The organism is Psychroflexus sp. MES1-P1E (genome assembly GCF_002836055.1).
GTDB lineage: Bacteria > Bacteroidota > Bacteroidia > Flavobacteriales > Flavobacteriaceae > Psychroflexus.
The window spans coordinates 12,743-38,306 of record NZ_PJBS01000145.1 but is presented as its reverse complement, the minus strand read 5'-3'; the positions used below and the strand labels follow the sequence as shown (position 1 = coordinate 38,306).

The 25,564-nt window shown below is 34.6% G+C and carries 22 protein-coding genes and 1 tRNA gene; 5 read left to right on the top strand and 18 right to left on the bottom strand.

What is annotated here, in order from left to right; genetic code table 11:
- Positions 1 to 68: 68 nt before the first annotated feature.
- Positions 69 to 1,655 (top strand): peptide chain release factor 3, encoded by a 1,587-nt coding sequence (locus CXF67_RS04210; RefSeq protein WP_102087598.1) that lies wholly within the window; start codon positions 69 to 71, stop codon positions 1,653 to 1,655.
- Positions 1,656 to 2,094: 439 nt separating this feature from the next.
- Here the strand turns inward: CXF67_RS04210 and CXF67_RS04205 are convergent, their stop codons facing one another.
- Both CXF67_RS04205 and CXF67_RS04200 read right to left on the bottom strand, forming a co-directional pair.
- The gene (locus CXF67_RS04205) at positions 2,095 to 3,075 is read right to left on the bottom strand and encodes a PLP-dependent cysteine synthase family protein (RefSeq protein ID WP_102087597.1); all 981 of its coding nucleotides are present in this window, start codon (positions 3,073 to 3,075) and stop codon (positions 2,095 to 2,097) included.
- A 71-nt stretch (positions 3,076 to 3,146) separates the two neighbouring features.
- Entirely contained in the window at positions 3,147 to 4,382 is a 1,236-nt protein-coding gene (locus CXF67_RS04200; protein ID WP_102087596.1) for an ABC transporter permease, read from the bottom strand.
- Between the two features lie 8 nt (positions 4,383 to 4,390).
- On the opposite strand from CXF67_RS04200, the gene CXF67_RS04195 reads away from it, so the two are divergent.
- Positions 4,391 to 5,617, top strand: a complete 1,227-nt coding sequence (locus tag CXF67_RS04195; protein ID WP_102087595.1) for an exo-beta-N-acetylmuramidase NamZ family protein — start codon at positions 4,391 to 4,393, stop codon at positions 5,615 to 5,617.
- A gap of 330 nt (positions 5,618 to 5,947) precedes the next feature.
- Here the strand turns inward: CXF67_RS04195 and CXF67_RS04190 are convergent, their stop codons facing one another.
- Complete coding sequence (locus tag CXF67_RS04190) at positions 5,948 to 6,370, bottom strand: OsmC family protein (RefSeq protein ID WP_102087594.1); 423 nt, start codon at positions 6,368 to 6,370, stop codon at positions 5,948 to 5,950.
- 215 nt (positions 6,371 to 6,585) lie between these two features.
- Here CXF67_RS04190 and metK point away from each other — a divergent pair, with 215 nt between their 5' ends.
- Positions 6,586 to 7,836, top strand: a complete 1,251-nt coding sequence (gene metK / locus CXF67_RS04185) for a methionine adenosyltransferase (RefSeq protein ID WP_102087593.1) — start codon at positions 6,586 to 6,588, stop codon at positions 7,834 to 7,836.
- Positions 7,837 to 8,235: 399 nt separating this feature from the next.
- Here metK and CXF67_RS04180 read toward each other — a convergent pair whose 3' ends face one another.
- From CXF67_RS04180 to nusB, 11 genes are all read right to left on the bottom strand, one after another.
- Entirely contained in the window at positions 8,236 to 9,294 is a 1,059-nt protein-coding gene (locus CXF67_RS04180; RefSeq protein ID WP_102087592.1) for a glycosyltransferase family 9 protein, read from the bottom strand.
- A 170-nt stretch (positions 9,295 to 9,464) separates the two neighbouring features.
- A complete protein-coding gene (locus CXF67_RS04175) occupies positions 9,465 to 10,406 on the bottom strand; it encodes a hypothetical protein (RefSeq protein WP_257984591.1) in 942 nt (313 codons plus the stop codon).
- A gap of 257 nt (positions 10,407 to 10,663) precedes the next feature.
- Positions 10,664 to 10,915, bottom strand: a complete 252-nt coding sequence (locus CXF67_RS04170) for a hypothetical protein (protein WP_102087591.1) — start codon at positions 10,913 to 10,915, stop codon at positions 10,664 to 10,666.
- 163 nt (positions 10,916 to 11,078) lie between these two features.
- Positions 11,079 to 13,121: an amidohydrolase family protein gene (locus tag CXF67_RS04165; RefSeq protein WP_102087590.1), complete on the bottom strand. Its 2,043-nt coding sequence runs from the start codon at positions 13,119 to 13,121 to the stop codon at positions 11,079 to 11,081.
- A 908-nt stretch (positions 13,122 to 14,029) separates the two neighbouring features.
- Positions 14,030 to 14,103 (bottom strand) — tRNA-Asp (locus CXF67_RS04160).
- 84 nt (positions 14,104 to 14,187) lie between these two features.
- Positions 14,188 to 15,120 (bottom strand): DUF58 domain-containing protein, encoded by a 933-nt coding sequence (locus CXF67_RS04155; RefSeq protein WP_102087589.1) that lies wholly within the window; start codon positions 15,118 to 15,120, stop codon positions 14,188 to 14,190.
- A gap of 82 nt (positions 15,121 to 15,202) precedes the next feature.
- Positions 15,203 to 15,520 carry a thioredoxin gene (gene trxA / locus CXF67_RS04150; RefSeq protein WP_102087588.1) on the bottom strand — a complete coding sequence of 106 codons (318 nt, stop codon included), beginning with the start codon at positions 15,518 to 15,520 and terminating at the stop codon, positions 15,203 to 15,205.
- 99 nt (positions 15,521 to 15,619) lie between these two features.
- Entirely contained in the window at positions 15,620 to 16,180 is a 561-nt protein-coding gene (locus CXF67_RS04145; RefSeq protein ID WP_102087587.1) for a thioredoxin family protein, read from the bottom strand.
- An 80-nt stretch (positions 16,181 to 16,260) separates the two neighbouring features.
- Positions 16,261 to 16,620 carry a preprotein translocase subunit YajC gene (yajC, locus tag CXF67_RS04140; protein ID WP_102087586.1) on the bottom strand — a complete coding sequence of 120 codons (360 nt, stop codon included), beginning with the start codon at positions 16,618 to 16,620 and terminating at the stop codon, positions 16,261 to 16,263.
- A 5-nt stretch (positions 16,621 to 16,625) separates the two neighbouring features.
- Positions 16,626 to 17,099 (bottom strand): DUF1573 domain-containing protein, encoded by a 474-nt coding sequence (locus CXF67_RS04135; RefSeq protein ID WP_102087585.1) that lies wholly within the window; start codon positions 17,097 to 17,099, stop codon positions 16,626 to 16,628.
- 45 nt (positions 17,100 to 17,144) lie between these two features.
- The gene (nusB, locus tag CXF67_RS04130) at positions 17,145 to 18,086 is read right to left on the bottom strand and encodes a transcription antitermination factor NusB (RefSeq protein ID WP_102087584.1); all 942 of its coding nucleotides are present in this window, start codon (positions 18,084 to 18,086) and stop codon (positions 17,145 to 17,147) included.
- Between the two features lie 229 nt (positions 18,087 to 18,315).
- On the opposite strand from nusB, the gene CXF67_RS04125 reads away from it, so the two are divergent.
- On the top strand, positions 18,316 to 20,076 hold the full coding sequence (locus tag CXF67_RS04125) for an ABC transporter ATP-binding protein (protein WP_102087583.1): 1,761 nt from the start codon (positions 18,316 to 18,318) through the stop codon (positions 20,074 to 20,076).
- A gap of 75 nt (positions 20,077 to 20,151) precedes the next feature.
- Positions 20,152 to 20,541: a PUR family DNA/RNA-binding protein gene (locus tag CXF67_RS04120; RefSeq protein WP_102087582.1), complete on the top strand. Its 390-nt coding sequence runs from the start codon at positions 20,152 to 20,154 to the stop codon at positions 20,539 to 20,541.
- Between the two features lie 304 nt (positions 20,542 to 20,845).
- Here CXF67_RS04120 and CXF67_RS04115 read toward each other — a convergent pair whose 3' ends face one another.
- The 4 genes from CXF67_RS04115 to CXF67_RS19190 form a co-directional block, all read right to left on the bottom strand.
- Entirely contained in the window at positions 20,846 to 21,574 is a 729-nt protein-coding gene (locus CXF67_RS04115) for an energy transducer TonB (protein ID WP_102087581.1), read from the bottom strand.
- Positions 21,575 to 22,569: 995 nt separating this feature from the next.
- Positions 22,570 to 23,031 (bottom strand): hemerythrin domain-containing protein, encoded by a 462-nt coding sequence (locus CXF67_RS04110; protein ID WP_102087580.1) that lies wholly within the window; start codon positions 23,029 to 23,031, stop codon positions 22,570 to 22,572.
- Positions 23,032 to 24,216: 1,185 nt separating this feature from the next.
- Positions 24,217 to 24,858: an SDR family oxidoreductase gene (locus CXF67_RS04105; protein ID WP_102087579.1), complete on the bottom strand. Its 642-nt coding sequence runs from the start codon at positions 24,856 to 24,858 to the stop codon at positions 24,217 to 24,219.
- Positions 24,859 to 24,990: 132 nt separating this feature from the next.
- Complete coding sequence (locus tag CXF67_RS19190; RefSeq protein WP_374702239.1) at positions 24,991 to 25,176, bottom strand: pirin family protein; 186 nt, start codon at positions 25,174 to 25,176, stop codon at positions 24,991 to 24,993.
- Positions 25,177 to 25,564 lie beyond the last annotated feature (388 nt).

The following is a 25,564-nucleotide window of genomic DNA, read 5'->3' as shown; positions in this document are numbered from 1 at the left end:
ATGCACAAACATTATCAATATATGTATCAAAACGATTGACATCAGAAATTAAAAATTAAATTTGCAGCATGAAATTAAATAAAGAAATTAACAGGAGAAGAACCTTTGGTATTGTTTCTCACCCTGATGCTGGTAAGACAACGCTAACAGAAAAGTTACTCCTTTTCGGAGGTGCTATACAAGAAGCCGGTGCTGTAAAGTCGAATAAGATCAAAAAAACAGCTACAAGTGACTTTATGGAAATAGAGCGTCAAAGAGGGATTTCTGTTGCTACTTCTGTTTTAGGTTTTGAATATAAAGGCATTAAAATCAACATCTTAGACACACCTGGTCACAAAGATTTTGCTGAGGACACCTTTAGAACTTTAACGGCTGTGGATAGTGTCATCGTCGTGATTGATGTTGCTAAAGGAGTTGAAGAGCAAACTGAAAAACTCGTAAAAGTTTGCAGAATGCGTAATATTCCTATCATTGTTTTCATCAATAAAATGGATAGAGAAGGTAAAGATGCCTTTGGATTATTGGATGAGATCGAGCAAAAATTAGGCTTACATGTCACTCCACTAAGTTTTCCTATCGGTATGGGTTATGACTTTAAAGGGATTTATAACATCTGGGAGAAAAATGTTAATTTATTTACCGGAGACCCAAAAAAGGATATTGAAGAAACTGTTGAAGTCAACGATTTATCTACCGATGAAATTGACCAGCTTATAGGCACAGACTCTGCCGATACCTTAAGAGAAGAGCTAGAACTTGTAGAGGGCGTCTATCCAGATTTTGATATCGAATCCTACAAAAAGGGAGATTTACAACCTGTATTTTTTGGCTCAGCCTTAAATAATTTTGGAGTTCGGGAATTACTAGATTGCTTTATAAAAATTGCTCCATCACCACGACCTAAGCAAAGTGATGTTCGAGAAATTAAGCCAGATGAGGATAAATTTACTGGGTTTGTCTTTAAAATTCATGCCAATATGGATCCTAGACACCGAGACCGTCTAGCTTTTGTGAAAGTTGTTTCCGGTAAATTCGAAAGAAACAAACCCTATCTCCACATCCGCAGTAAAAAAACTCTAAAGTTTTCTAGTCCGAATGCTTTTTTTGCTGAACGCAAAGAAATTGTAGATGAAATGTTTCCAGGAGACATCGTTGGGCTTCACGACACTGGAACTTTTAAAATTGGTGACACCTTAACAGAAGGTGAGATTCTTCAGTACAAAGGCATCCCTAACTTTTCTCCTGAACACTTTAGATATATTAATAATGTCGATCCCATGAAGTCTAAGCAACTTAATAAAGGGATTGAACAATTGATGGATGAGGGTGTTGCGCAATTGTTTACGCTAGAACTAAACAATAGAAAAATTATTGGTACTGTAGGAGCGCTTCAATATGAGGTGATACAGTATAGACTGGAACACGAATACGGTGCTAAATGCTCTTATGAAAACATCAACGTGCATAAGGCCTGTTGGATCGAACCGAAAGATGAAAAAAGCGAAGAGTTTAAAGAATTTAAACGTGTGAAATCTAAGTTTTTAGCCAAGGATAAAACCAATCAATTGGTGTTTCTAGCAGATTCTGAATTTTCCTTGCAGATGACTCAACAAAAATATCCAAATATCATATTTCATTTCACCTCAGAATTTTAAACACGTTTAAAAAGAAAGTAGTATACCGAGTTAGTTTTTAAATGCTGCATTAAAGATTTGAATTATACCAGGACGTAGCTCAGCACAGGTTTTTTACTTAGTTGAAGAAAAAAAATATAAGTATAGCAGTAGTTACGGTTTTATTTTATGACGATTAGTAAGTGAAAAGAAGCATAGCTTTAGTTACGGTAATTATTTTTGGTAAAAAGCAAGCGAAAAAGAAACGATTTATTGCGACATTATAGGTTTAAATTGGTATGAGAAGCCGAGAACCTGCTTTCCGCATCAAGTCCGCAGTTTTCACTGCGTAAAAACCTTACGGGCTTTTATCTACAATCAGGGCTAGGGCCACCCAGTAAACTTTCAAGATCTACGTTTTAAAACAAAAAACAACCTCTTAAAATTTAAGAGGTTGTTTTTAATAGTTATAAATGAGAGTTTAATCTATATATCCCATTTCTCTCATCCAGTCATCATTAAACATCTTACCAACATACCTGCTTCCATGATCGTGAAATAAAATCACTACCACATCCTCTTTTTTGAAATGCTCCTTCAATTGAAGCATCCCTTTTACAGCAGCTCCAGCTGAATTACCTAAAAACATGCCTTCCTCTTTAGCGAGTCTTTGAGTATAAACAGCCGCATCCTTGTCGGTGACTTTAGTAAATCCGTCGATGCCATCAAATCTTACATTCAGCGGTAGGATATCTTCTCCAATTCCTTCGGTGACATAAGGGTAAATTTCATTTTCGTCGAACTCTCTAGTTTCATGGTATTTTTTAAAAACAGAACCGTAAGTATCTATCCCCCAAATTTTAATATTTGGATTTTTCATTTTCAAATAACTGCTTACTCCAGAGATTGTACCCCCAGTTCCAACGCCAGATACAAAGTGGGTCACTTTCCCATCGGTTTGTTCCCAAATTTCTGGACCTGTTGTTTTAAAGTGAGCTTTGCAGTTGGACGGATTATCGTATTGGTTGACATACCAAGAATTTGGAGTTTCCCTAGCCAATCTTGCAGAAGTGGAATAGTAAGATCTTGGATCGTCTGGAGCCACATCTGTAGGACAAACATAGACTTCACAACCTACGGCTCGTAGAATATCCATTTTCTCCTTACTCTGCTTATCGCTAAGAACGCATACTACTTTATAGCCTTTTATAATTGCTACTAAAGCCAATCCCATACCTGTATTTCCTGAGGTACCTTCAATAATAGTCCCTCCAGGTTTTAATGCGCCATAAGTTTCGGCATCTTCAATCATTTGCAAAGCCATTCTGTCTTTTACGGAGTTTCCAGGATTAAAAGTTTCGTATTTGGCCAATACCAAAGCATCAATTTCTTCTACCATTTTATTCATTTTCACCATTGGTGTTTTACCAATAGTTCCAAGGATATTTTCAGCGTAATCCATAGTTTAATTTTAGTGTGACAAATATAAAAAAAGTAAAACTCAAAACAGCGAGATAATTAATGCTATTTTAGCTATTCAAACTTCATTGCCTTTACTGGTGAAATTTTCACGATGATAACCGAAGGAATCAACAGCATCAATAAACACAAGACTAAAGTACCGAAGTTGATCATTAAGATATAGTCTAAACTCAGATAAATTGGAGCTTCAGAAACATAGTAGGTTTCTGGGTTGAGCTGAATAATTTTAAAATACTTCTGTATTAATAAAAGACCAATTCCTATTAAGTTACCCCAAAACAGACCTTTAAAAATCAAGTATCCAGCATTGTATAGAAAGATTTTACGAATAGACCAATCTGAAGATCCTAAAGCTTTTAAAATACCAATCATTTGAGTCCGTTCCAAAATAAGGACTAATAAAGCTGTCATCATATTAATTCCTGCCACTAAAATCATAATGCCAATAATAAGGATAATATTAAAGTCAAACATTTTTAACCATTCAAAAATGGAAGGATATAATTCGACTATCGTGCTCGCATTCAAAAAGGAATCCACTTCTTCATAGACCTTGTAGCCAACTTCTTGAATATCATCGAAATCTTCTACAAAAAGTTCAAATTGACCTATTTCATTTGCACTCCAATCGTTGAGTCTTTGGATTTGCTTTAAGTCGGCAATGATATAGGTTTCATCAAATTCTTTAAAACCAGAGTCAAATATTCCTGATATCGTTAAGCCGACCGATCTTGGCAAACGGTCCTGATCCTCCCTCAAAAAATAAACAATAAGTTTATCTCCAGTTTTAAAGCCTAGACGCGTCGCCAAATAATCTGAAATCAATACTTCTCGACTTATGGATTCATCAAAAACAGGTAAAACTCCGTCTACCAAAAATTCTTCCAAATAGTCCCAACGGTACTGTTCATCCACTCCTTTAACAACGATGCCTTCAAAATCTGTTTCAGTCCGAATGATACCGTACTTGGTCGCTACTTTTTGGATATGCTCAATTTCTGGAATGCTCGTAAAGAAAGGATAAAATTCCTGCTGAGTGCTCACAGGATTTTGGGTGATAGTAGCTTGGTTATTGGTGAAATTATTGATAACTATGTGACCATTGAAGGCTGCGATTTTTTCTCTAATTTTTTCCTGTAACCCAAAACCCGTTGCAATCGCAATAAACATCATGACTACACCAATAGCAATCGCCGAAATCGCAATTTTAATTATCGGTGCCGATATGCTACTTTTATAATCGCTTTTAGTAACTAGGCGTTTAGAAATAAAATATTCAAAATTCAAGGTGAAGTATGATTTTTAGGAAGCTCAAAAATACAGTTTATTTTATTCTTTTGGTGTGCATTTCTTGCACGGCTCAGGAGAATAGAAAAATCACTACAGAAAATACTAAAGTAGCGGCCAACAGAACTAAAGCCTACCTCCCTCTGCTCCAAGGAAAGACTATAGGAGTAGTGGGGAATCAAACCTCTGTAATCTTCCAATCTGAAAAGGATTATACCCATCTTGTGGATTCACTTTTGAAACGAAACATTTCTATCAAAAAAGTGTTTGCTCCAGAACACGGTTTCCGAGGGACTGCAGATGCAGGAGAGCGCGTTGAGGACGGTATAGATTCCAGAACGGGTTTACCGATTATTTCCCTCTACGGCGATCAAAAAAAGCCAGATCCACGACATCTCCAAGATTTGGATGTTATTTTATTTGATATTCAAGATGTTGGTGCTAGATTTTATACCTACATCTCAACTTTGCATTATATGATGGAAGCCTGTGCAGAACAGGGTATTCAACTCATCGTTTTGGACAGACCCAATCCCAATGGTCATTATATAGACGGCCCAGTGCTAGAAAAAAACTATAAAAGCTTTGTCGGCATGCATCCTGTTCCTGTGGTTCATGGACTTACTATTGGAGAATATGCTCAACTGATTAATGGAGAAAAATGGCTTATAAATGGACTTCAATGCGATCTAGAGGTCATCACAATGGAAAATTATTCTGCCTCTAGAGCTTATGATTTACCGATAAAACCTTCCCCTAATTTACCGAATGCAAAATCTATTAATTTATATCCTAGCTTATGTTTTTTTGAAGGAACCAACGTAAGTGCAGGGAGAGGAACTGATCTGCAATTCCAAGTTTTTGGATCACCAGTATTAGACTCTACGTATTTTAACTTTGAATTTACTCCTGTGTCCAACCCTGGAGCCAAATATCCAAAACACGAGAATGAACTTTGCTTCGGGAAAAATCTTCAAAATGAAAAAGAACTTGATCAATTGAACTTAGACTGGTTGCTTCAGGCGTATCATCACACCCAAGACCAAGCCTTATTTTTCAACTCATTTTTTAATAAACTGGCAGGAAATTCAAGCTTGAAGGAGCAAATTCAGCAGGGAAAAACCGCTAAAGACATAAGGGAAAGCTGGCAAGCTGACTTGGAAAATTACAAAACCAGAATCAAACCTTATTTACTTTACGAAAGGAAGCCCTATAACTCCAAAAAGAGTCATTAAAGGTTTTCCTAACCTCAAAAGCTGATTTTACTCACCTCTAAAAGCCGCATTTACCCAAATGCTACTTTACCTATTACCACTAGCGGGCACACTGTCTACAAAAATTTTCAGCTTGTAATCGTAGAGAGTTTTCCAATTGGGCAGACAAACAGTTTACCAAAAACACATTATACCAATTTAAATTTACAATGTCGCATGAATAAATTGAATTATTTTTTGATCGATTGAAGTTAAAAATAAGAAGCATAGCCTTAGTTACGGTAATTATTTTTGGTAAAAAGCAAGCGAAAAAGAAACGATTTATTGCGACATTATAGGTTTAAATTGGTATTACTCCAAAAGTAATCCGTTAAGCTCCACTTGGTATTGAATATCTACAGTTTGATCTAGCATTTTGGACACCGAGCAGTATTTTTCAAAAGACAGTTGAGCGGCACGCTTGGCCTTGTTGAAAGGAATTTCACCCTGTAACTTCACCATCAATTTGATCGTATGAAACACTTTAGGATCGGTATCATTTCTAAGACCCTCCACCTCAACGTTTAAGTTCTTAACTTCCAGATTTTGCTTTTTAAGGATATGGATGATATCAATACTACTACAGCCTGCAGTTCCCATTAAAATAAGTTCCATTGGACTAGGTGCTTTGGGATCTGGCGCTGTAGAATTATAAAGTTCTATTTTGTGACCTAATGCATTTTCAGCTTCAAAATGAACATCACTGTTTGGTTTCTTATATAATCTTACTTTCATAATTCTATAGTTTCATGCAAAGCAAATGAATCTTAAGTATAAATCTGCTAAAAATAACTTAATACAATTTAGAATGAATCAAATTTATTAAGTTTGCATCGAGGAAGGATTTGACTGATTGCAACCTCTTTTTAAAATGCTAAAGCAGTTTAATTTTTAGATGAGTCGTAGAACGTCATTTCCTTCCCAACGACTATAACTTTAAAACTTATTCTATGTCATATTTATTTACTTCAGAGAGTGTTTCTGAAGGACATCCCGATAAAATCGCAGATCAAATTAGCGATGCTTTACTCGATTCTTTTTTAGCTTTTGACGATAACTCCAAGGTAGCTTGCGAAACCTTAGTGACCACAGGACAAGTTGTTTTGGCAGGAGAAGTCAGAAGTAATACTTACCTCGATGTGCAACAAATTGCAAGAGACGTCATCAACGATATTGGATATACCAAAGGAGAATATCAATTTTCTGGAGATTCTTGTGGTGTTATCTCACTTATACATGAGCAATCTAAAGATATTTACCAGGGCGTCAATAGAACTTCCAAGGAAGACCAAGGCGCTGGCGACCAAGGAATGATGTTTGGATACGCCACCAATGAGACTGAAAATTATATGCCTTTGGCGCTGGATATTTCTCATAAGTTGCTAATAGAACTAGCAAAATTAAGAAGAGAGGGCAAAGACATTACTTACTTACGACCAGATGCCAAAGCGCAAGTTACTATTGAATATTCTGATGATAATGTCCCTCAGCGTATCGATACCATTGTTGTTTCTACACAACACGATGATTTTGATGAGGATGAGCCTATGCTTAGACAGATAGAAAAAGACATCCATTCTATCTTGATTCCACGGGTAAAAGCCTTGTTTGATGAAAGTATTCAAGCCTTATTCGATGATGATATTGCCTACCACATCAACCCTACAGGCAAGTTTGTTATTGGAGGACCACATGGCGATGCAGGACTTACTGGGCGTAAAATTATTGTAGATACCTATGGTGGAAAAGGTGCCCACGGAGGTGGTGCTTTTTCTGGAAAAGATCCTAGTAAAGTAGATAGATCTGCTGCATATGCGGCTAGGCACGTGGCCAAGAACATGGTGGCTGCTGGTATTGCCGATGAAGTATTGATCCAAGTTTCTTATGCCATTGGAGTAAGTGAGCCAACTTCTATTTTGGTGGATACCACCAATAAAAAAATAGATATGAGCGATGGAGATATTGCCAAAAAAATTAGAACGATTTTCGACATGCGTCCAGGCATGATCGAAGAGCGTCTAAAACTTCGAAATCCCATTTATAGAGAAACCGCTGCTTACGGTCATATGGGAAAGGAACCAAGATTCGAAACTAAAATCTTCAAATCTGATTATTCTGGTGAAATACGTAGAGAAGTGGAGCTATTTACTTGGGAAAAATTAGATTATGTCGATAAGTTGAAAGACGCCTTTGGTTTATAATATTTTCCTGATTTTGAGGCCTTAACAGAAAAGGACCAAGCGAGGAAAACCTTAACTTGGGCTTGTATTGATGGAAATAGTTTAAAATTTAAGACTAATTCTAAAATGAGTTTTGAAGTATGTTGCTAATTTATACTTCAAATGTCGTAAACGATAAATTTTTTACTTGAATGGTTTTATATTTCGCAAAAAATAAAAAAAAAGAAAGGTTATACTTAGTTTTTTAATGATGTGAAAAATAATTCAGAGTCTATACATAAAATTCGAAATTTAAGTTGATGTACAAACCAAGAAGTTAACTCTGTTTATTAGTCTTAAAAAAATTAATAAACAGAGTTAATCCTTTAATTTAGGAGTTTATGCAAATTGGTGGACGAACTTAGAACAAGTTCGCAATCATCACGCTTCTAAATCATAATGTATTAAGCTTTCGATATGCGTTTCTATAGAATGACAAATATCCAATTGATTTTTTAAATTTACGTCAATATTAAGGCAACCGTTGTTATAAGGTCCGTACATATCTTTGTCTGTCACATTAAACAGTCCTACAGTAGGAGTTTGAGTTGCTGCTGCAAGGTGCATAATTCCACAATCGCCAGTTACAAATAGTGAAGTTTGAGAAATAAAGGACGCTATTTCTCTGATGTTTTTGCTGTAAAAAGAAGGAATTTTAAAATCTAAAGCAGATATATTTTCTACTGGCAATATTTCGATAATATTATAATCAGGAAATACTTTGACCAAATTCTCATAAAAATTACTCCACCAAACTTTCTCAAAACATTTTTTATCAGTTGCAAAAGTGTATAAGCAAATAGTTGGTTTATTCAAATCAGCATAGCGTTTCAATAATTTCCTGCCGCTAGAAATTTCTTTACTGGATAGTTTAATCTCCAAGCTTGGCAAAACTTCAGCTGTCGGTGATTGCCTAAGAAAATAGCGAAGACAATAAATCGGGTATTTGGATATGTGAATCCCATCTTGACAAGTGATTAAATTATGATGGCGTTCAAAGCCAAAAAACTTGTGTTTGGCTCTGGATAGTTTGGTAGATAACCGCCCAGAAGATGAGCAAGCTTCTGCATTGATTACCAAATCATATTTTTTTTGTTTAAGCTTTGTCCATGCCAATAAATATCTACCTAACTCTTTGAAGTGCTTTTTGGGTAAGCTCATAATTTTATCTACATAGTTGTAATTTTCAAAAATGAGTCCACCTAAATTACTCTTAAGGAATAAATCGATTTTAGCTTCAGGAAATTGTTCATGAACCTCTTTTACCAATGGTGTTATCAATAATTGATTACCAAGTCGATGGTTTGGCCGCGTTATTAATATGCGTTTAACTTCAGATGAATTAGGAAAATTAACACTTTGTTTATCAAGTAATCCACTAGTCACTAATCTTGTCGCTGTTCTCCGAAAAATATTAATCGATTTTTTAAATGCAGTCATTTCATAAATAACGTTAATTTTATTTAATAAATTAACAATTCATATAAAAAAATTAAGAAAAATTAATAAATATGAAAAAATAAAATTGCCAACTGATTATTGGAATTGGAGTATAAAACAAAAAAATATAAGATATTCCAAAGAAAATATCTTATATAATATTATTTTCACTATAATTTATAAATTACCTTAGACATCACAATCCTGGGCTGAACAAATATCCGTCTATCGGAAACCATAAACTCATTTACCGAATTTTGCCGTTTAAAACCAATGTCAAATAAATTGGTAGCATTTACTTCAAAACCCCAAGCCGAATCTTCTTTGCCATAAAACAAAGAGGCCTCTGCCAGTTCAAAGCGATTAAGGTCTCCAGTCGTCTGGTTTTCAAAATAGTTATAATCGCAATTGAATTCAATAATAAAGTCCCAAAAATCATACTCCAGATTAGCAAAGGGCGATAAGGTGGTGAACTTATTGTTGATAGCATCTGAATTGAGTCTGGAAAAGCTTTGCCTTACTCCTGCTTCCAGATTCGGCCAGTCGTCAAAACGCGTTCTTACTTTGGCATTATAACTCAAGTTGATACTTTCATAATCCAGAACCTCCTCATTTATGATTCTGGAATACTCAGACAAGCTGGTATTTCCGCCCAAAGTGAACGTAAAATCAGGAATCCGTTTGTTGATGGTTCCATTAATGCTATACGTATTTTCTGGCAAATCGGTAAAAATACTGGTACTAATTTGGTCGATACCTTCTATTTCTGTTTGATTTCGAATGCTGCTTTCCCGGTGCGTGTAGGATAAGCGTGCATTATAAAACAAGCCCTTAAACATATTAAACTGACTATAAAGCAAGCTCGCCGACTGATACACCTGGTTTTGCAGGTTTTCGTTCCCACGCTGGATTCGGTTAAAACTTTGGAGACTCAACCTATTGGCATAATTGGAATAATCCCCAAAATTGGTATAGCGGTTATAATTCAGTCGTAGTTTTTCTGAAGTTTTGAATTTATATTCAACATAAAGCTCTGGCAATAAGATAGCAGTCTGCTCATTGACCAGTTCATCACCAAATTGAGATACATTCCAGTTATATTTTTTTAACACCAAGCCTGGTCTGAGGACCAATTCCCCGATTTGTGTTTTATACTGAAACCCAAGGGAGGCGTTGAACAGTTCAAAATCCAGCTGATTATTAAAACCTGCCGACTCAAAATTATTGACGCTCCCATCATTTAAAATTTGCTCATCGTGTGTGCTAAGATTATACTTAAAATAATCTACTCCCGCTACTGGATAGATATGACGGAAATCGGCCAGGACCCACTAGTGTTTTTCATTCACGCTTAGATTGGTGACTTGCTCTAATTGATACTTGTTTGTCTCTTTTTATCGACAAAGTAGCCTAGAAATATGTCTCTATAAAATACTCTCCATATTCCATTTCCTTTATCTTCAGTACCTACATATTTTCCTTTAGGTCTATCAGTTAAAAATGACCAAAAATATGACTTCCAGCGCATGGCTCCATTTTGGCTTACTTCGGGGACTTTCATGGTTGATGGGTAATCCTGTTTTTGAATTTTTAAGGCTATGCATTGGAAATCATAATCCATTTGCCCGAGCTCTTTTACAATGGCAGATTTAGGTATTTATTTTTTTTTCAGCATTTTGACTTTCCTGCTTACAACTCAATATGTATATAACAAAGCAGTCTTATACCAATTTAGTTTTTAAGTGTTGCATTAAAAATTTTATTTGGTATAATTTCTACATTACTTATTCTTTTACCACAGGGAGTGGAGTAAAGGGTTTTATACCAAAAGCAGGGTACACCTCACTTGGATAATAAAAGGTTCCCCCACGAGATACCATTGAGATTGTTTTGATAGCCTTTAAATCCTCTACTGGATTTCCAGGAATTAAAAAGAAGTCTGCCAGTTTACCAGGTGCAATACTGCCCAAATCCTTGTCCCCTAAATAGTTCGCCATATCATAGCTGGCCAATTTCAACAGCTCTGCGGGTGTATAACCCAATTGTTGGTACAGTTCTAATTCTCTATGGTACATAAAAGCCCCTCCCAAATCAGTTCCGGGAACAATAAAGATTCCTTTATTTTTCATCATTTTTAAGGTCTCCACAATTTTGTCATATCCCCCGCGATACTTTTGGTCGTCCTCAGGGGATGCTATATCTGCTAACGCCACTTTATATTTACGTTGGGTATTTGGCGGCATATGATCTATGAAGTCTTTAGTACCCTCTCGGACTTCACCATTTCTAGCTTTCATTAACACTTCGTGGATCGCCAAAGTGGGGTCGATAGCAGTTTTGTTTTGAACAAATAAATCCATGGTTTCTTGTACTATAGGGCTATTCAGATCTATTTCTGGAAATCTTTTTAATGCCGTAAGACGAAGCAGGGAGCGTGTATCTTCCTCTGGGGTTAATACCCAACCTAACATAGTTTGATTGATATGGGTCATTTCATCGTATCCAGCTCGTAACATGGCATTAGCATTTGAGAATGCGGGTACATGGCCGCAGACGAACATCCCATAGCCATGCGCCTTTTTAACTATAGCTGGTGCCCAATCGCCAGTCATGGAGTTGTATAGTTTTATCCCGTAGAAACCTTTGTCATGATAGCTATCTACAGCGGCCAAGGCTTCTTTTTGGCTAGAGACTAAAATTCCATTATTTGCGCTGTAGTCACTTTTTCCTTCAATGAAACCCAATCGATGAATTCTAGGTCCTGCTAAAACACCTGTATTGATTTTTTTTATTAAATCCTCCAATACGGCATTGTCGTTCCCCATATCGCGGAAAGATGTAACACCTGCTAGCACATTTAGCAAAGCACCTTCATCTCCTGTATGAGCATGCATTTCATACATTCCGGCTACCAAGGTACCATTTGCCCCATCGATGACCACTTCATTCTGGCCTTTTGCTTCAGGGGCATCGATACTCACAATCTGCTCACCATCCACCAAGACTGATGAAAGTTCTGTGAGTCCCAAAGTAGTGGGATCAAATAGTTTTACATTGGTAATACGTACCTTTTTTCCATAGTTATGAGCATATTTCTCTTGAAGTGATTCAAATCGTTCTGTAGAATATTTTTCGGCATAAGCCCGAAGTTCTTTTTCCTTTGCTTCAAACCCTTCACGAACAATAATAAACCGCGGGCTAATGACCGCAAACAAGCGTTGCTCATTATCTACAATAAGATAAGACGGGTTTAAGTCAGCTCCTGATATCGCGTAGGTAATGAGGTTGGTGATAGTGGAATCAACGCTAACATTAATTTTCTCCATCTCCATGAGCTGTAGTGTTCCTGCTGGAAGTATATTTACTGTATAATCTTGTGCTTTTAACAAGCTTCGCACTTTTAGAATCGCTGCATAGGGACTCCCCGATTGATTGACATACCACAAAGCGCTATCAACTGAAGTATTTCCACTTCCGGTAGCATCTGTCCATGAAGCAGCGTTTCCATTCAAGGCATACTGTTCATTGACGGTATTCCCAAATGTTGTATTCCCAGTGATATTCCATTGAACTGGAAAACCCTCTGTATTTAGCACAATGGTTTCCTTTATGCTAGGTCCACGACCATTGTTTTTATAATTGTATTCTATTTGGATGGTATCACCATCGGTATAAGTTTTAAGATGTCCTACAGTAGTACTACCCAAAATAATAGAATAGGTTTCATCTCCTTGATAGTTGGCCAAAGAGGATACTTTGGGAGATTCTTGTTTACAGGAATTCAAAAATAATAAGATAAAAGACAAGAAAAGGAATTGAAATTTCATAGTAACTTGATTTTAAATGATTTACTAAGATAGTTTATTATTTGTTTAGCATGTACCACTTGTTGTAGTCTTAAGGCCTTGGCTCTAGCTAAAACTTGTGCTTTTGAATATCACCACAGGCACAAGTCCCCTGTCTTTTTTTGTCATCCAAGATTTGGACCAACTAGGGTTTTTAAACGATAATCCTGCGGATTCTCTCTTCCAAAACAAGTGCTAACTGTTTTCCGTCAGCACTCCTCACCTCCCCACCATTCTTGAAATTTCATTTATTTCATCTTCACTTTAGTCAAATAAGATGCAAATAATGTCATCAACAGTATAGAGTTTGTTAATCGTTTTGCCATTAGGAATCAAAATTATTGAATCCGTTAGCCAACACATACCCTTAATTGGATTAAGCAGTGTTATGATTGTATTGATAGCTCCAGAAATAGGGTGTAAAGATTTGATGGATGAAATCTAATTTTCTTGGCCTAAAAAACTAATCAAATTGAAATTGGGAATCATTCAGTAGGATTGCCAAGTCTATTTAAATACAGTATGTCCCTATATTGAATTACATAAATAATAAAAGCACTAACGCTACAACAAAATCTTTCAATGCTAAAATTAAAGAGCTCAGTTTAGAAGCGTTTGAGATGTGAAATTCTTTCTATATAGGTTAGCTAAATTATTAGCATAATTGGGACTGATCCCCTGAAATAGTTTTTGATCTGGATGATCTCTTTTAAACTTTGCTATTTCGTTAAGTAGTGTACCTATCAATTTTAGAGAAAGAATGAAAGGAATGATGTCTTTGAAATTATATAAAATAAAAAAGCCCTTCCTATTGGAAAGACTTCTAGAGGTTTAATAATTCTAAACCTATGAATGCTATTCACATTCACAACACAACATCTTAAAAAAAGCGGTCTGGACGAGACTCGAACTCGCGACCCCCTGCGTGACAGGCAGGTATTCTAACCAACTGAACTACCAGACCGTTGCTTAATTGCGAGTGCAAATATAGAACCAATTTTTAGTTACACAAACATGTTTGATGAAAATAATTCAACAAATTATAACCTTAAGACTTTAGCTTCTGTGTTTCAATTAAGTAAGTAGATAAAATCTTTTCAAAGTCTTCTCTTATGTCGGCTTGAACGTATCGAATTTTGTATTTTGAACAAGTTAACTTCAATTCTTGTATGAATTCTGACATCTTTTGGGCGTATTCTTTTTTAATTTGCTGAGTCTGCAAATCGATTTTGGAACCATTTTCCAAATCAAAAAAGCGCTTAGGAGTATCATCAAAATCAAATTCAACTTCTGTTTTATAATCTAACGTATGGAAAAGGACTACTTGATGTTTATTATACTTAAGATGCCTTAAAGCTTCAAACAGATCTGCTTTAGAAACTTCAGGCTGAAATAAATCTGTAAACAGAAATATAAGCGATCTCCGCTTTAACTTTTCTGCAATCTCATGTAAAAATTGATAGGTGTTGGTTTTGGTATTTATTTGAGGATGTTGAATACACTTTTCCAATTGATCGTAAATCATACTGTAATGCGAACTGCTCCCCTTTTCTGTGGCTTGGAAACGAAGTTCTTCATCATAGATAGAAAGCCCTACAGCATCCCTCTGCTTGCTTAATAACTGCATAATAGAAGCAATAGATAAAGCAGAGAATGATATTTTATCTAAATTAGACAACGACGGTGATTTAACTTCAGGATAATACATAGAGGCGGACTGATCTAAAATAAAATGGCATCTCAAATTTGTTTCCTCCTCAAACTTTTTAGTGTATAATTTATCCGTCTTAGCGAACAATTTCCAATCTATATGTTTGGTGCTTTCTCCAACATTGTAAAGCTTATGCTCTGCAAATTCAGCAGAATATCCATGAAATGGGCTTTTATGAATTCCTGAAATAAATCCCTCAACAATTTGAGACGCTAATAAGGGCAAATTTGAAATCGTTGAAGGCCTCTTAGTTTCAGAATTGATATCCATAAATAGATTTTTTATTAAAAATAAAAAAGGCTTGATTTAAACAAAACCAAGCCTTTTAATTTATAACTATTGAAGATGTTTACTATAACAGGTTATCAATAGCCTCTTTGTAGGTTTCTTTTTGAGCAACACCAACTTGACGGTTTACCATTTCACCATTTTTAAAAAACAGCACAGTTGGAATATTTCTAACTCCATATTTAGCAGCAAACTCTTGGTTCTGATCTACATCCATTTTAGCAATGACAGCTTTTCCCTCATATTCAGTATTTAATTCGTCGATAATAGGCCCTACCATTCTACAAGGTCCACACCAAGCAGCCCAAAAATCTACTAATACTGGTAGATCACTTTCTAAAACTTTTTCTTGAAAATCTTTATCTGTTATCTCTAATGTCATAATGCAATTTATTTATTTATTCAAAATTAGGGTTTAAGGCGGAATATGTAACTTAATTATATATTAATTAATCTTATTTAAGAATCAGACTTTCTTATGTTAAAACTTTCTCCATTTGATACTGCAGCCCATACTGGGTTTCTGATTTTTTAATACCGTTCTATTATTGAGCAAAGCATCTAATGCTTCTCGAATGTATCTACCCGAGGTTGGAATACCGTTTTTAGGTCTAGAATCATCCAGTTGTCCTCGATAAACAAGTTCTAGGGTTTCATCAAACACATAAAAATCTGGAGTACATGCTGCATTATAAGCTCTAGCGACTTCCTGATTCTCATCATATAAATAAGGAAAAGGATAATTGAGCTCCCTAGCTATTTTGAACATGTATTTAGGACTATCCTCGGGATGCGCTTTTACATCGTTACTAGAAATAGCAACAAAGCCAAAACCCAAAACTCTATAGTCATTGGCTAACCTTACGATTTCAGCATTCACATGTTTAACGTAAGGACAGTGGTTACATACAAACATAATAACAGTTCCTTTGCTACCTCTTAAGTCGTTTAGAGACAAAGCCGTGTTAGAAACAGTATCCAACAGTTTAAAATCTGGAGCCTTTGTACCAAGCTCCAACATTGTAGAGGATGTTAATGACATTATTAAAAATATTTGTTACCAAATTTAAACAAAAAAGCTATCGTAAACGATAGCTTTTAAAAACATATGGTAAGTTAGACTTACTTTTTACTTGCTTTCTTTTCCTTACTTTCTTTACTTTCCTTGATTTCTTTCTTTTCCTTGCTTTCTTTGATTTCTTTAGCGGGAGCATTTACCTTTTGAGAAAGCTCAAAAGAGAGTGATGATTTGTCAAAAGTCATTTTACCAGATCCTGTTTCTAGGATCACAGCATCTAACTTTTCACTTAAATCAGCAATTTTACCGTGAAGACCGCTTTTTGTAACTACTTTATCTCCCCTTTTGATAGATTCAATAAAGCCTTTTTCTTTTTTCTGCTTTTTCATTTGTGGCCTTATCATAAAAAAATAAAGCACAACAAAAATTAAAACTAAGGGTAATAAACTTCCTAATTGATCCATATAAATTATTTCACTGGAGAACCAGCATTGCTATTTTTTGGATTTACAAAAGCTTTAATTCTTAAAGTCTCTTTTCCAGATGATGTATTTGCTGTAATTCTTATTTGTTTCATCTGTTGGTTTGGCTTACCTGTTGTGTTGAATTTTACAACCATCTCACCTTTTTCACCAGAAGCAACGGCTTCTTTGGTCCATGTTGGAACTGTGCAACCACAACTTGCAGTAGCATTAGAAACTATAAGTGGAGCATCTCCAGTATTTGTGAATGCAAATATATGCTCTACAACTTCTCCTTCATCAACAGTCCCAAAATCAAACTCTTTTTCTTCAAATTCCATAACAGGGAATGATTGTTGTTTTGAATCACGCTCTTCTGCAATTTCTTTTTTAGATTGATCTACTTTGTCTGAAGCTTCATTTTTACAAGCTGTTAAGGACAGTGTTGCTATCGCAACGAATGCTAACATAAATTTTCTCATGATAAATAATTTAAATTAATTACAAAAATATGACATTTTAAGCAATTACATTAAACCTCTGCCTATTTTATTAATTTTCCCGTTGGTTTGGTATTCTTTGGAAACCGTATCCAAAACGCCATTTATAAAAGTACTGCTTTTAGGAGTACTGTATTCTTTGGCTAGTTCCAAATATTCGTTAATAGTTACTCTAACAGGAATAGAAGGGAATTTTAAAAACTCGCACAAAGCCATTTTTATAAGAATACTATCAATATCCGCGATCCTATCTTGGTCCCAGTTTGGAGTTTTATTTTTGGTGATTTCAGTAAGTTGATCATTTGCAAGAAGGGTCTTGGTGAAAAGTTCTTTTGCAAAGTTTTCATCTTCTACATTTTTATACAATCTAGGAACTGTAATCACCTCATCGCTTTCTTTTTGCTTCTGAAGGAATTTCAAAAAGGTGGTATTCACAATTGGGAAATCGTCTATCCAAGTCAGATTTTGATCTTCGTAATAATCGTAAAGATCTTCATTGGGCGCAATGATTAGTTTAAAAACATCTACAATAAATTCTTTATCTTCTTTAAAGCTTGACGTTTCCGCAAGAATATAGTCGGCGTAAAGATCTGACTCTAAAATTTTATCCCAAATCAACTTAGGATATTCATCATCCCGTTTCCAGTGGGTTAACTTCCTATCTTCGACAAGATTACTTATAGCAGAGCTATCTGAAATTCTTTTCAGAAGTTGATTATTGATAAATTTTTTGTTAGGATTCTTCTCTTCTTCTGTCGCTAAGAATTTCTTTTTGGCAATCTTAAAATAATCATCTGCATAGTCTCTGATGCTGACAAGGAGTTCAAAATCGAGTAAAAAAAGATTGTACATCTCTTCTGTACTCCTTTTAAGAAACTTCTCTTCTGCCTGCATGGAGTCTTTACTTCCTTGATGAAAGGCGTAGAGAGATTGCATCACTTTAGCACGAATATGTCGTCTTGTTAACATTTGTTTGTTCTTAATTTTAGCGCAAAAATAATATTTTAAAGAAGAGTTCAACACCTATTTGTATTTTTTTAAATCCTAATTGAAACCTTTCCTAACGCCTTAAGGTTTAAATGGGTCATGAATTGAGGGATTTACGCCATTAACAAACCCTTTAAAGGATTAAACTTATGTTATTAAAGAAGCTAAATCTATCTTTTGGTTACATTTGCAATTTAAAAGTAAAAAGTGAATGAAGGCCTTACTCAGTCTCAATAAATACTTATACAAATACAGAGGAAGACTCCTATTAGGGATTATTATTACAATGGGGGCGCGTATTTTTGCTGTATTTACTCCTCAACTCATAAGAAATTCTACTGTTGCGATAGAAGACTATTTAAATGGCGATATGGTAAGTATTGCTGAAGTTAAAGAAGAGCTTCTCATCAATATAGGACTCATCATTGGGGCTGCTTTAGCCTCTGGCGCACTCACCTTTTTGATGAGACAAACTTTTATTGTGGTTTCTAGGTATATTGAATATGACCTAAAAAATGAGGTATATAATCAGTATCAAAATTTATCCTTAGACTTCTATAAGCGAAACAGAACTGGGGATTTGATGAATAGAATTTCTGAAGATGTCTCCAAAGTAAGAATGTACGTAGGGCCTGCTTTGATGTACGGTGTGCAAACCTTGACTTTGTTTGTCGTAGTCATTTATTTTATGATAAAAGCGGCACCAACTCTCACGCTATACACTTTAATTCCATTCCCCATACTTTCTTTTGCTATTTACAAACTAAGTATGGCCATCAACAAAAGAAGTGCTGAAATACAAAGATTCTTATCACTCCTCAATACGTACACACAAGAAAGTTTTAGCGGTATTGCTGTTATTAAGTCTTATGGGATTTTAAACCGTTTCAACTCTGACTTTGAGAAATTATCCAATGAAAGTAAAGATAAGAATGTTGATTTAGTAAAGGTGGAGGCGTTCTTCTTTCCACTTATGATCTTATTGATAGGTTTTAGTAACTTATTTGTGATTTACTTCGGTGGGATGCAATACATCAATGGAGAAATTGAGAGTGTTGGGGTTATTGTGGAATTTTTGCTTTACGTAAACATGCTTACTTGGCCAGTGGCTTCTGTTGGATGGATTACATCTATGGTTCAAAGAGCCGAAGCCTCACAAGAACGGATTAACGAATTTCTAAGCGAAACTCCAAACATCAAAAATAATTCCCCAGAATCTTCTGAAGATATTTTAGGTGAAATAGAATTTAAGAATGTTAGTTTCACATACGAAGACACCAAAATAGTAGCTTTAAAGAATCTCTCCTTTAAAGTTAAAAAAGGAGAGACTTTTGTTATTATGGGAAAGACAGGTTCAGGAAAGTCCACTATCCTAGAGTTGATTGGGAGATTATACGATGTGAATAAGGGTGAAATATTAATTGACGGTAGACCTATAGAAAGCTATAACCTTAATGAATTAAGAAAACAACTTGGCTATGTTCCACAAGATGCTTTCCTTTTTAGTAGTTCTATACGCGATAATATAAAATTTGGTAAGGTTAATGCCAACGAAGAAGATATTGTAGAGGCCGCAAAAAATGCTGCAGTTCATAATAATATTTTAGGGTTTAGTAAGGGCTATGATACCATATTGGGAGAGCGAGGTATAACGTTGTCTGGTGGGCAAAAACAAAGGGTTTCTATAGCAAGAGCTATCATTAAAGATCCCAAAATAGTACTCTTTGATGACTGTCTCTCTGCGGTTGATACTGAAACAGAAGAAGAAATTTTTAATAAATTAGATAAAGTCTCTAACCATAAAACATCAATTGTGGTTAGCCACAGGGCCTCCTCTGCAAAAAATGCCAATCATATTATCATCCTAGATGAGGGTGTGATTTTGGAAGAAGGCACTCATAATGAGTTACTTGCTTACAATGGTTACTATAAAGATTTATATAACAAACAACTTTCAGAAAAAGAAAATTGAATTTTTAATTGGACTTTTAATTTTTTTTAGGACTTTTGAACAAATGTTATATTAATCTTATTTAACTAAAGTATTATGAGTGAACAAGAGCCGATGAAAAACGAGGATATTTTCTCGAAGGTAATGAGAGCAGGAAGAAGGACTTACTTTTTTGACGTAAGATCCACAAAAGCTGATGATTATTACTTAACTATTACAGAAAGTAAGAAATTTACAAATGACGATGGATCTTTCTTCTATAGAAAGCATAAGATTTATTTGTACAAAGAAGATTTCGAAAACTTTAAAGAAGCTCTAGAAGAAACTACAAACTATATTATTGATAAGAAAGGAGAAGAGGTGATCAGCGACCGTCACCAAAAAGATTTCACAAAACCTTCAGAAGATAATTCAATGTCTTATGAAGAAGCTACTCCAAGTTCAAGTGCTACGGCATTCACTAACGTTAACTTTGACGACATTTAAATTCAATTTTAAAATGTGTAATACCAAAAAAGCCAGCTTTGTGAAGTTGGCTTTTTTGGTATTACACGTATTGACGTAAAAATAGACCTATAGAAATTATAGCAATTGACTAATACCAAATTAAATTTATAATGTCGTATAAATAAATTGAATTATATTTTTGATTGATCTAAGGTAAAATAAAGCATAGCCTTAGTGACGGTAATTATTTTTGATAAAAAAAACCAAGCTAAAAAAGCCTGTGCTGAATTTATTTCGGAAAAACGATTTATGGCAACATTGTAAGTCTAACTTGGTATAAAAGCTAATCTGAAACTTTAAAGGTGATAGGCAAAGCAAAAATCACATCTACAGGTTTCCCTCTCTGTTTGCCAGGTTGCATTGTGGGTAATTTTTCGATAACACGTCGACTTTCTTCCTTCAATTTTGGGTGTGAAGCCCTAGCATTGATAAATTCAGCTTCTCCATTAGCTTTTATTTTAAAAGAGGTGTAAATTCTATTTATACCTGTCAAACCAAGATCTGTAGCTAGACCTGTGTCAAATTCTTTATTTATAAAGGCTTTAAGTTGTTCACTCATACAGGCTTTACGCTCAGTATTATCGGTATACTGTTCACATCCTGGGAAAATAGGAACATCTTCAATAAATTCAAATCCTATTTCTTTAATAGGTTCGTCTTCGATAGGTTCAAAATCATCAAAATCTAGAAGTCCAGGAATGAAAGTTGTCTTCTCCTGAATTGGCTTTTCTTCTGTTTTGGATTCTGGGTATTTTTCATCAATGATAAAATCATTAATATCTGGTTTTGGCCTTTTTATAGGTTTCAATACTTTTTCGGGTACTGTCACATTTGGCATCTCTTCAACTTGGAGAAATTGATAAGAAACTTTATCATTACTCGCTAGAAGCTGTGTTTCTGTTTTCCATTCTACAGAAATCAAGACCAGCAAAAGCACAGCAATCAGTCCGACTTGAAAGAAAATTAGCTTTTTATTATTTAAATTTTTGTGTGGATATTTTTTAGGTTTCATAAGGTATTCGTTTTAAAATTTAAGTGTAACCAAGTGAAGACCTTCAACCCTGTAATGAAGACTGAAGTCTTTGAAGTTCTAAACGAATTCGAAATAAACACTAGTCGTTAATTTATATATTCCAAGAATAATGCCAAAGTCTTTAACACACTAACGTGCACTAAGAAAGGCTTTAAAGCAAGTTTTATAAATTCCTTAAAAACTATCAGAAAACTTTTATTGAATCTTTTAATGCTTCACAACCCATCCACATCACCCTATTACAACACAAAAAACAAGTAGGCATCTTGAATATAAACTTTGAGCATAGATTGAGTAACTTCAACTATTTCTATATATAATTTGAAGCATTACAAAACAAGTCTACTTTCAGCAGGAAATAAGTTTTGTTATAGTATACATCATGGAAATACTAAAATTCAACCTTAGTCAAATTCATCGGAATCTAATTTTTTTGCTTTACCCCAAAGCCTTCTTTATATAAAATAGCTGTAAAGCAGAACCATAGAGACAAAGCCCATCATGATTTTTAAAGTTTTTGTAGAGTTTAGTGCATCATATTAACAAGCTCCTCAGTCCACTAAAAACAGTAAAAGTAGATATGGTTAAGACGCAACGAGAACTTGTCATTAAGCATCGTAAAGGCAAACTGGATATGAGCTAGAATATCTACGTCTATAACTTCTTTTTTTTGCGAAATTATAAAGAAACATAAAACGCTGTGCCATAAATACTAGGCAAACAGTAACTATGAGAGTTGAAGACAGTGAAATTAAAAGCTTGATCAGCTATTAGAGTTAATCTAAATAGTTGAGGCTTGAGGTGACCGTAACTAAAATTCAGAATAGGAAAATAATCTTTAAATGGTCTTTTGTATTGACTTGTCATAGCTTTTTTAGAGTCTTTCCCTAGACTAAAAGAGACAGCATTCAGTAGTACAATTGTTGGAATAAGCTTATAGTCTATTTTCGCACCTTAAAATAAAAATATCTGTTTTAAGACCAAAAGGGCTTTTGCCACATTGCACAGCTTTGTTGATGTTTGTGAGTTTTCTCATAAACAGCAAGTTGCTGTTCGCTCAATGTACTTTGTATTAAATTAAACAACTCCCGCTCTTCCAAACGAATATGCTTTTGAAGTAATTCATAAATTCTTTTGAAATCTGAACGGGTTTTTTGCTGAATTTGAAAAAGCACCCTTAAGTCTTTGTGTTGAGCTATTGCTTTTCTTTCTAATTCGAACTCGCCCTTAAGCATTGGAAATAAGTGCTCTTCTTCTAACTGAAAATGCGGTAACAGATGATTTTCCCAAAACCAAGTGGCATACTCTTCCATAGATTGAAGATCGGCGCTCTTAGCTACCCCTTTTTGCAAACGCAGAACAAAGATAAGTCCTACGTGATGTTCACGACTTAAATTTTGCAAGGCTTTATGGCGTTTTATTGGTGGGTTGGACATAATTAAAAAAACTCTAAAACAAATTTAACCACTTCTATTAACATGTAGTATTTCTATCCATATAAATACTCATAAAGTATATGAAGCCATTTTTCTTGCTTTGTTCTTTGCTCGATCAGCTAATTCACCTTCAAAGTAATAATCTATAGATCGAAACCAAAAATTTAACCAACAACCAAAATGTTTTTGCTCAATGTTTTTATTAAAGCATATGCCCTCACATTAATGAATCAATTTGGGTTTTCCCTTATGTTTAAGCATCAAATTTATATCCCAGAAATCGGTTGACTTTTCGAGAAGTTCTTCCCAGGAGCGTCTCCCTTTGATGTGCCGGTTTTTATGAGCTTACAAATCTTATATTTAACTTCTGGTAAAAATACAAGCAGGCATCCATATAGCTTGATAACAAATTATCTTATGGAGAAAAATAAATAGAGAATTTTCTGTGCTGCAAAAATCCCCGTTATCGTGATGATAATGTGGATTTGCTTATTATACCAAATTAAACCTATAATGTCGCAATAAATCGTTTCTTTTTCGCCTGCTTTTTATCAAAAATAATTACCGTAACTAAGGCTATGCTAATTATTTTCAACTTCGATCAATCAAAAAATAATTCAATTTATTTATACGACATTATAAATTTAATTTGGTATTAGTTGAGTTAAAGTATAGGGTAAGTCTTTTATTTTTTAAACCTCCAGAGAGATAATTATGCTTAAGTTATATTAGGGTGAAAAGTCTTAATGATATGTTTTTCTTCTAGTTCTAAGAAGACTTCTGGTTTCTCATGAAATAAAATTCTGCTTTCTGGATCTGTATGTGTAAAAATGAATACAATTAAATAGCAAGTGTCTTTTTTCACTTTGTAATCTCCAGTTTTGGCAATTTAGTGACCTATAGATGCTTAATTTTTACCGAAAAGTTTTAAAGCTTTTGTTTTCTAGATTTAGAAAAATCAAAGGCGCCTGCTTCCTATCCAAGTTGAGCAGCATAGAAAGCCTTTCTTCCTCCTCCTTCCAAGGGAAATATAGCTTCACCCTTATTTTTTATATATAACTGGCCTAAAGAATACATTAAGCCTAGAGCCGTAAACAAATTCTTTTTCCCAAATCACTTATCCAAACTCTCTTTTGTAGGATTCAAAAAAAACCTAAGATTACTTTGGGTATAGCTTATTAAATTTTATTTATAATTCTTAATGCTTTGTTTGAGATCATCATTCCCTGAGATGACTTCAAAGGATGTATTTTTAGCACGCTCAAGTTCAAGAGCATACAAAAGAGTATGTGCAACATCTTCTCTAGAGATTTCACCCATTTTTTTAAGCTTATGAGCAAGCTCTACTTTTTCAGTTCCCTTTTTGTCAGTTAAACCTCCAGGTTGAACAATGGTGTAAACAACATTAGATTCTCTTAAGAAATCGTCTGCAGTTTTTTTAGATTCTAAATACTGTTCTAAGCCTTCAATTTTACTTGGGTTATCCGTTCCCATAGAACTCAACATAACAAATTTTTGTAGTTTATTAGTTTTTGCAAATTCTACAGCTTTTATTGCTCCTATTTGATCTACCGCTATTGTTTTTTCATCACCACCTTTTCCACCAGATCCAGCAGCGAAAATAACTTTATCCATACCTCTAAAGGCGCTAGTAAAATCTGCTTCAAGATCGCCATGACGAGTTTCTATTCCTTGATTTTCAAAAAAAGGCTTTTGGGTTTCTTTTCTTATCATGGCAAATGGTTTGAAATCGGAGGAATCTCTAAGAATTTTAGAAATTAACCTTCCTGTTGTTCCGTTTGCACCAATGACTAAAATATTTTGCATTTTTTTAAGTATTTCTTGTTTTTGCGAATGTATAGATTAGCATTTGTAAAGCCTCTAAAATACCCATAAATAATTCGTTTATTAAGTTAAATAGTATTAAAGTGATAATTTTTAGACAGGCACTTTTATCCATTAGCACTTAGAATTTTCAATTATATCGAAATCGATTGCAGAAGTCTCGCTGAAACCCATGGTGCCTCTTTTGCTTAGCAGATAGTTATAAATTCTAACTTCACCCTCGACTACGAAGATGTAAACCCTCTTTCCTGCTTGTTTTAGGTTACAAACTTCCTCTAAAACTTTATTAAATTCATCTATCTGAAAACAAGCCTTTTAGTGAATTAAAACCTGGGCATACTTTTTATTTGGTGATACGATTTGATGAAAACTTTTTTGAGAAATCAATCAAAATTTGATCATATCTAAGAGTCACATTTTCTTGATAGCGAAGAATCTTAATTTGTAAAATTTCCATATTTTGGAAGGTATGAGTGTTAAAGCCCATTCCTGGAGCGACGGTATCATCGTCCAAGACTCGTCATACTCCAAAGTTGATCCGCTCTGGATTAACATATCTCGCAAAAACTAAAACTGGGACGTTAATTTAAACAGCAAGGATTGGCGTGACCTCGACTTTTAGCTTTATGTAAACTGTTTTCATTCTTTTTTAGGCTAAATTATAGCAGAGAAGAAAAAATATTTTTTA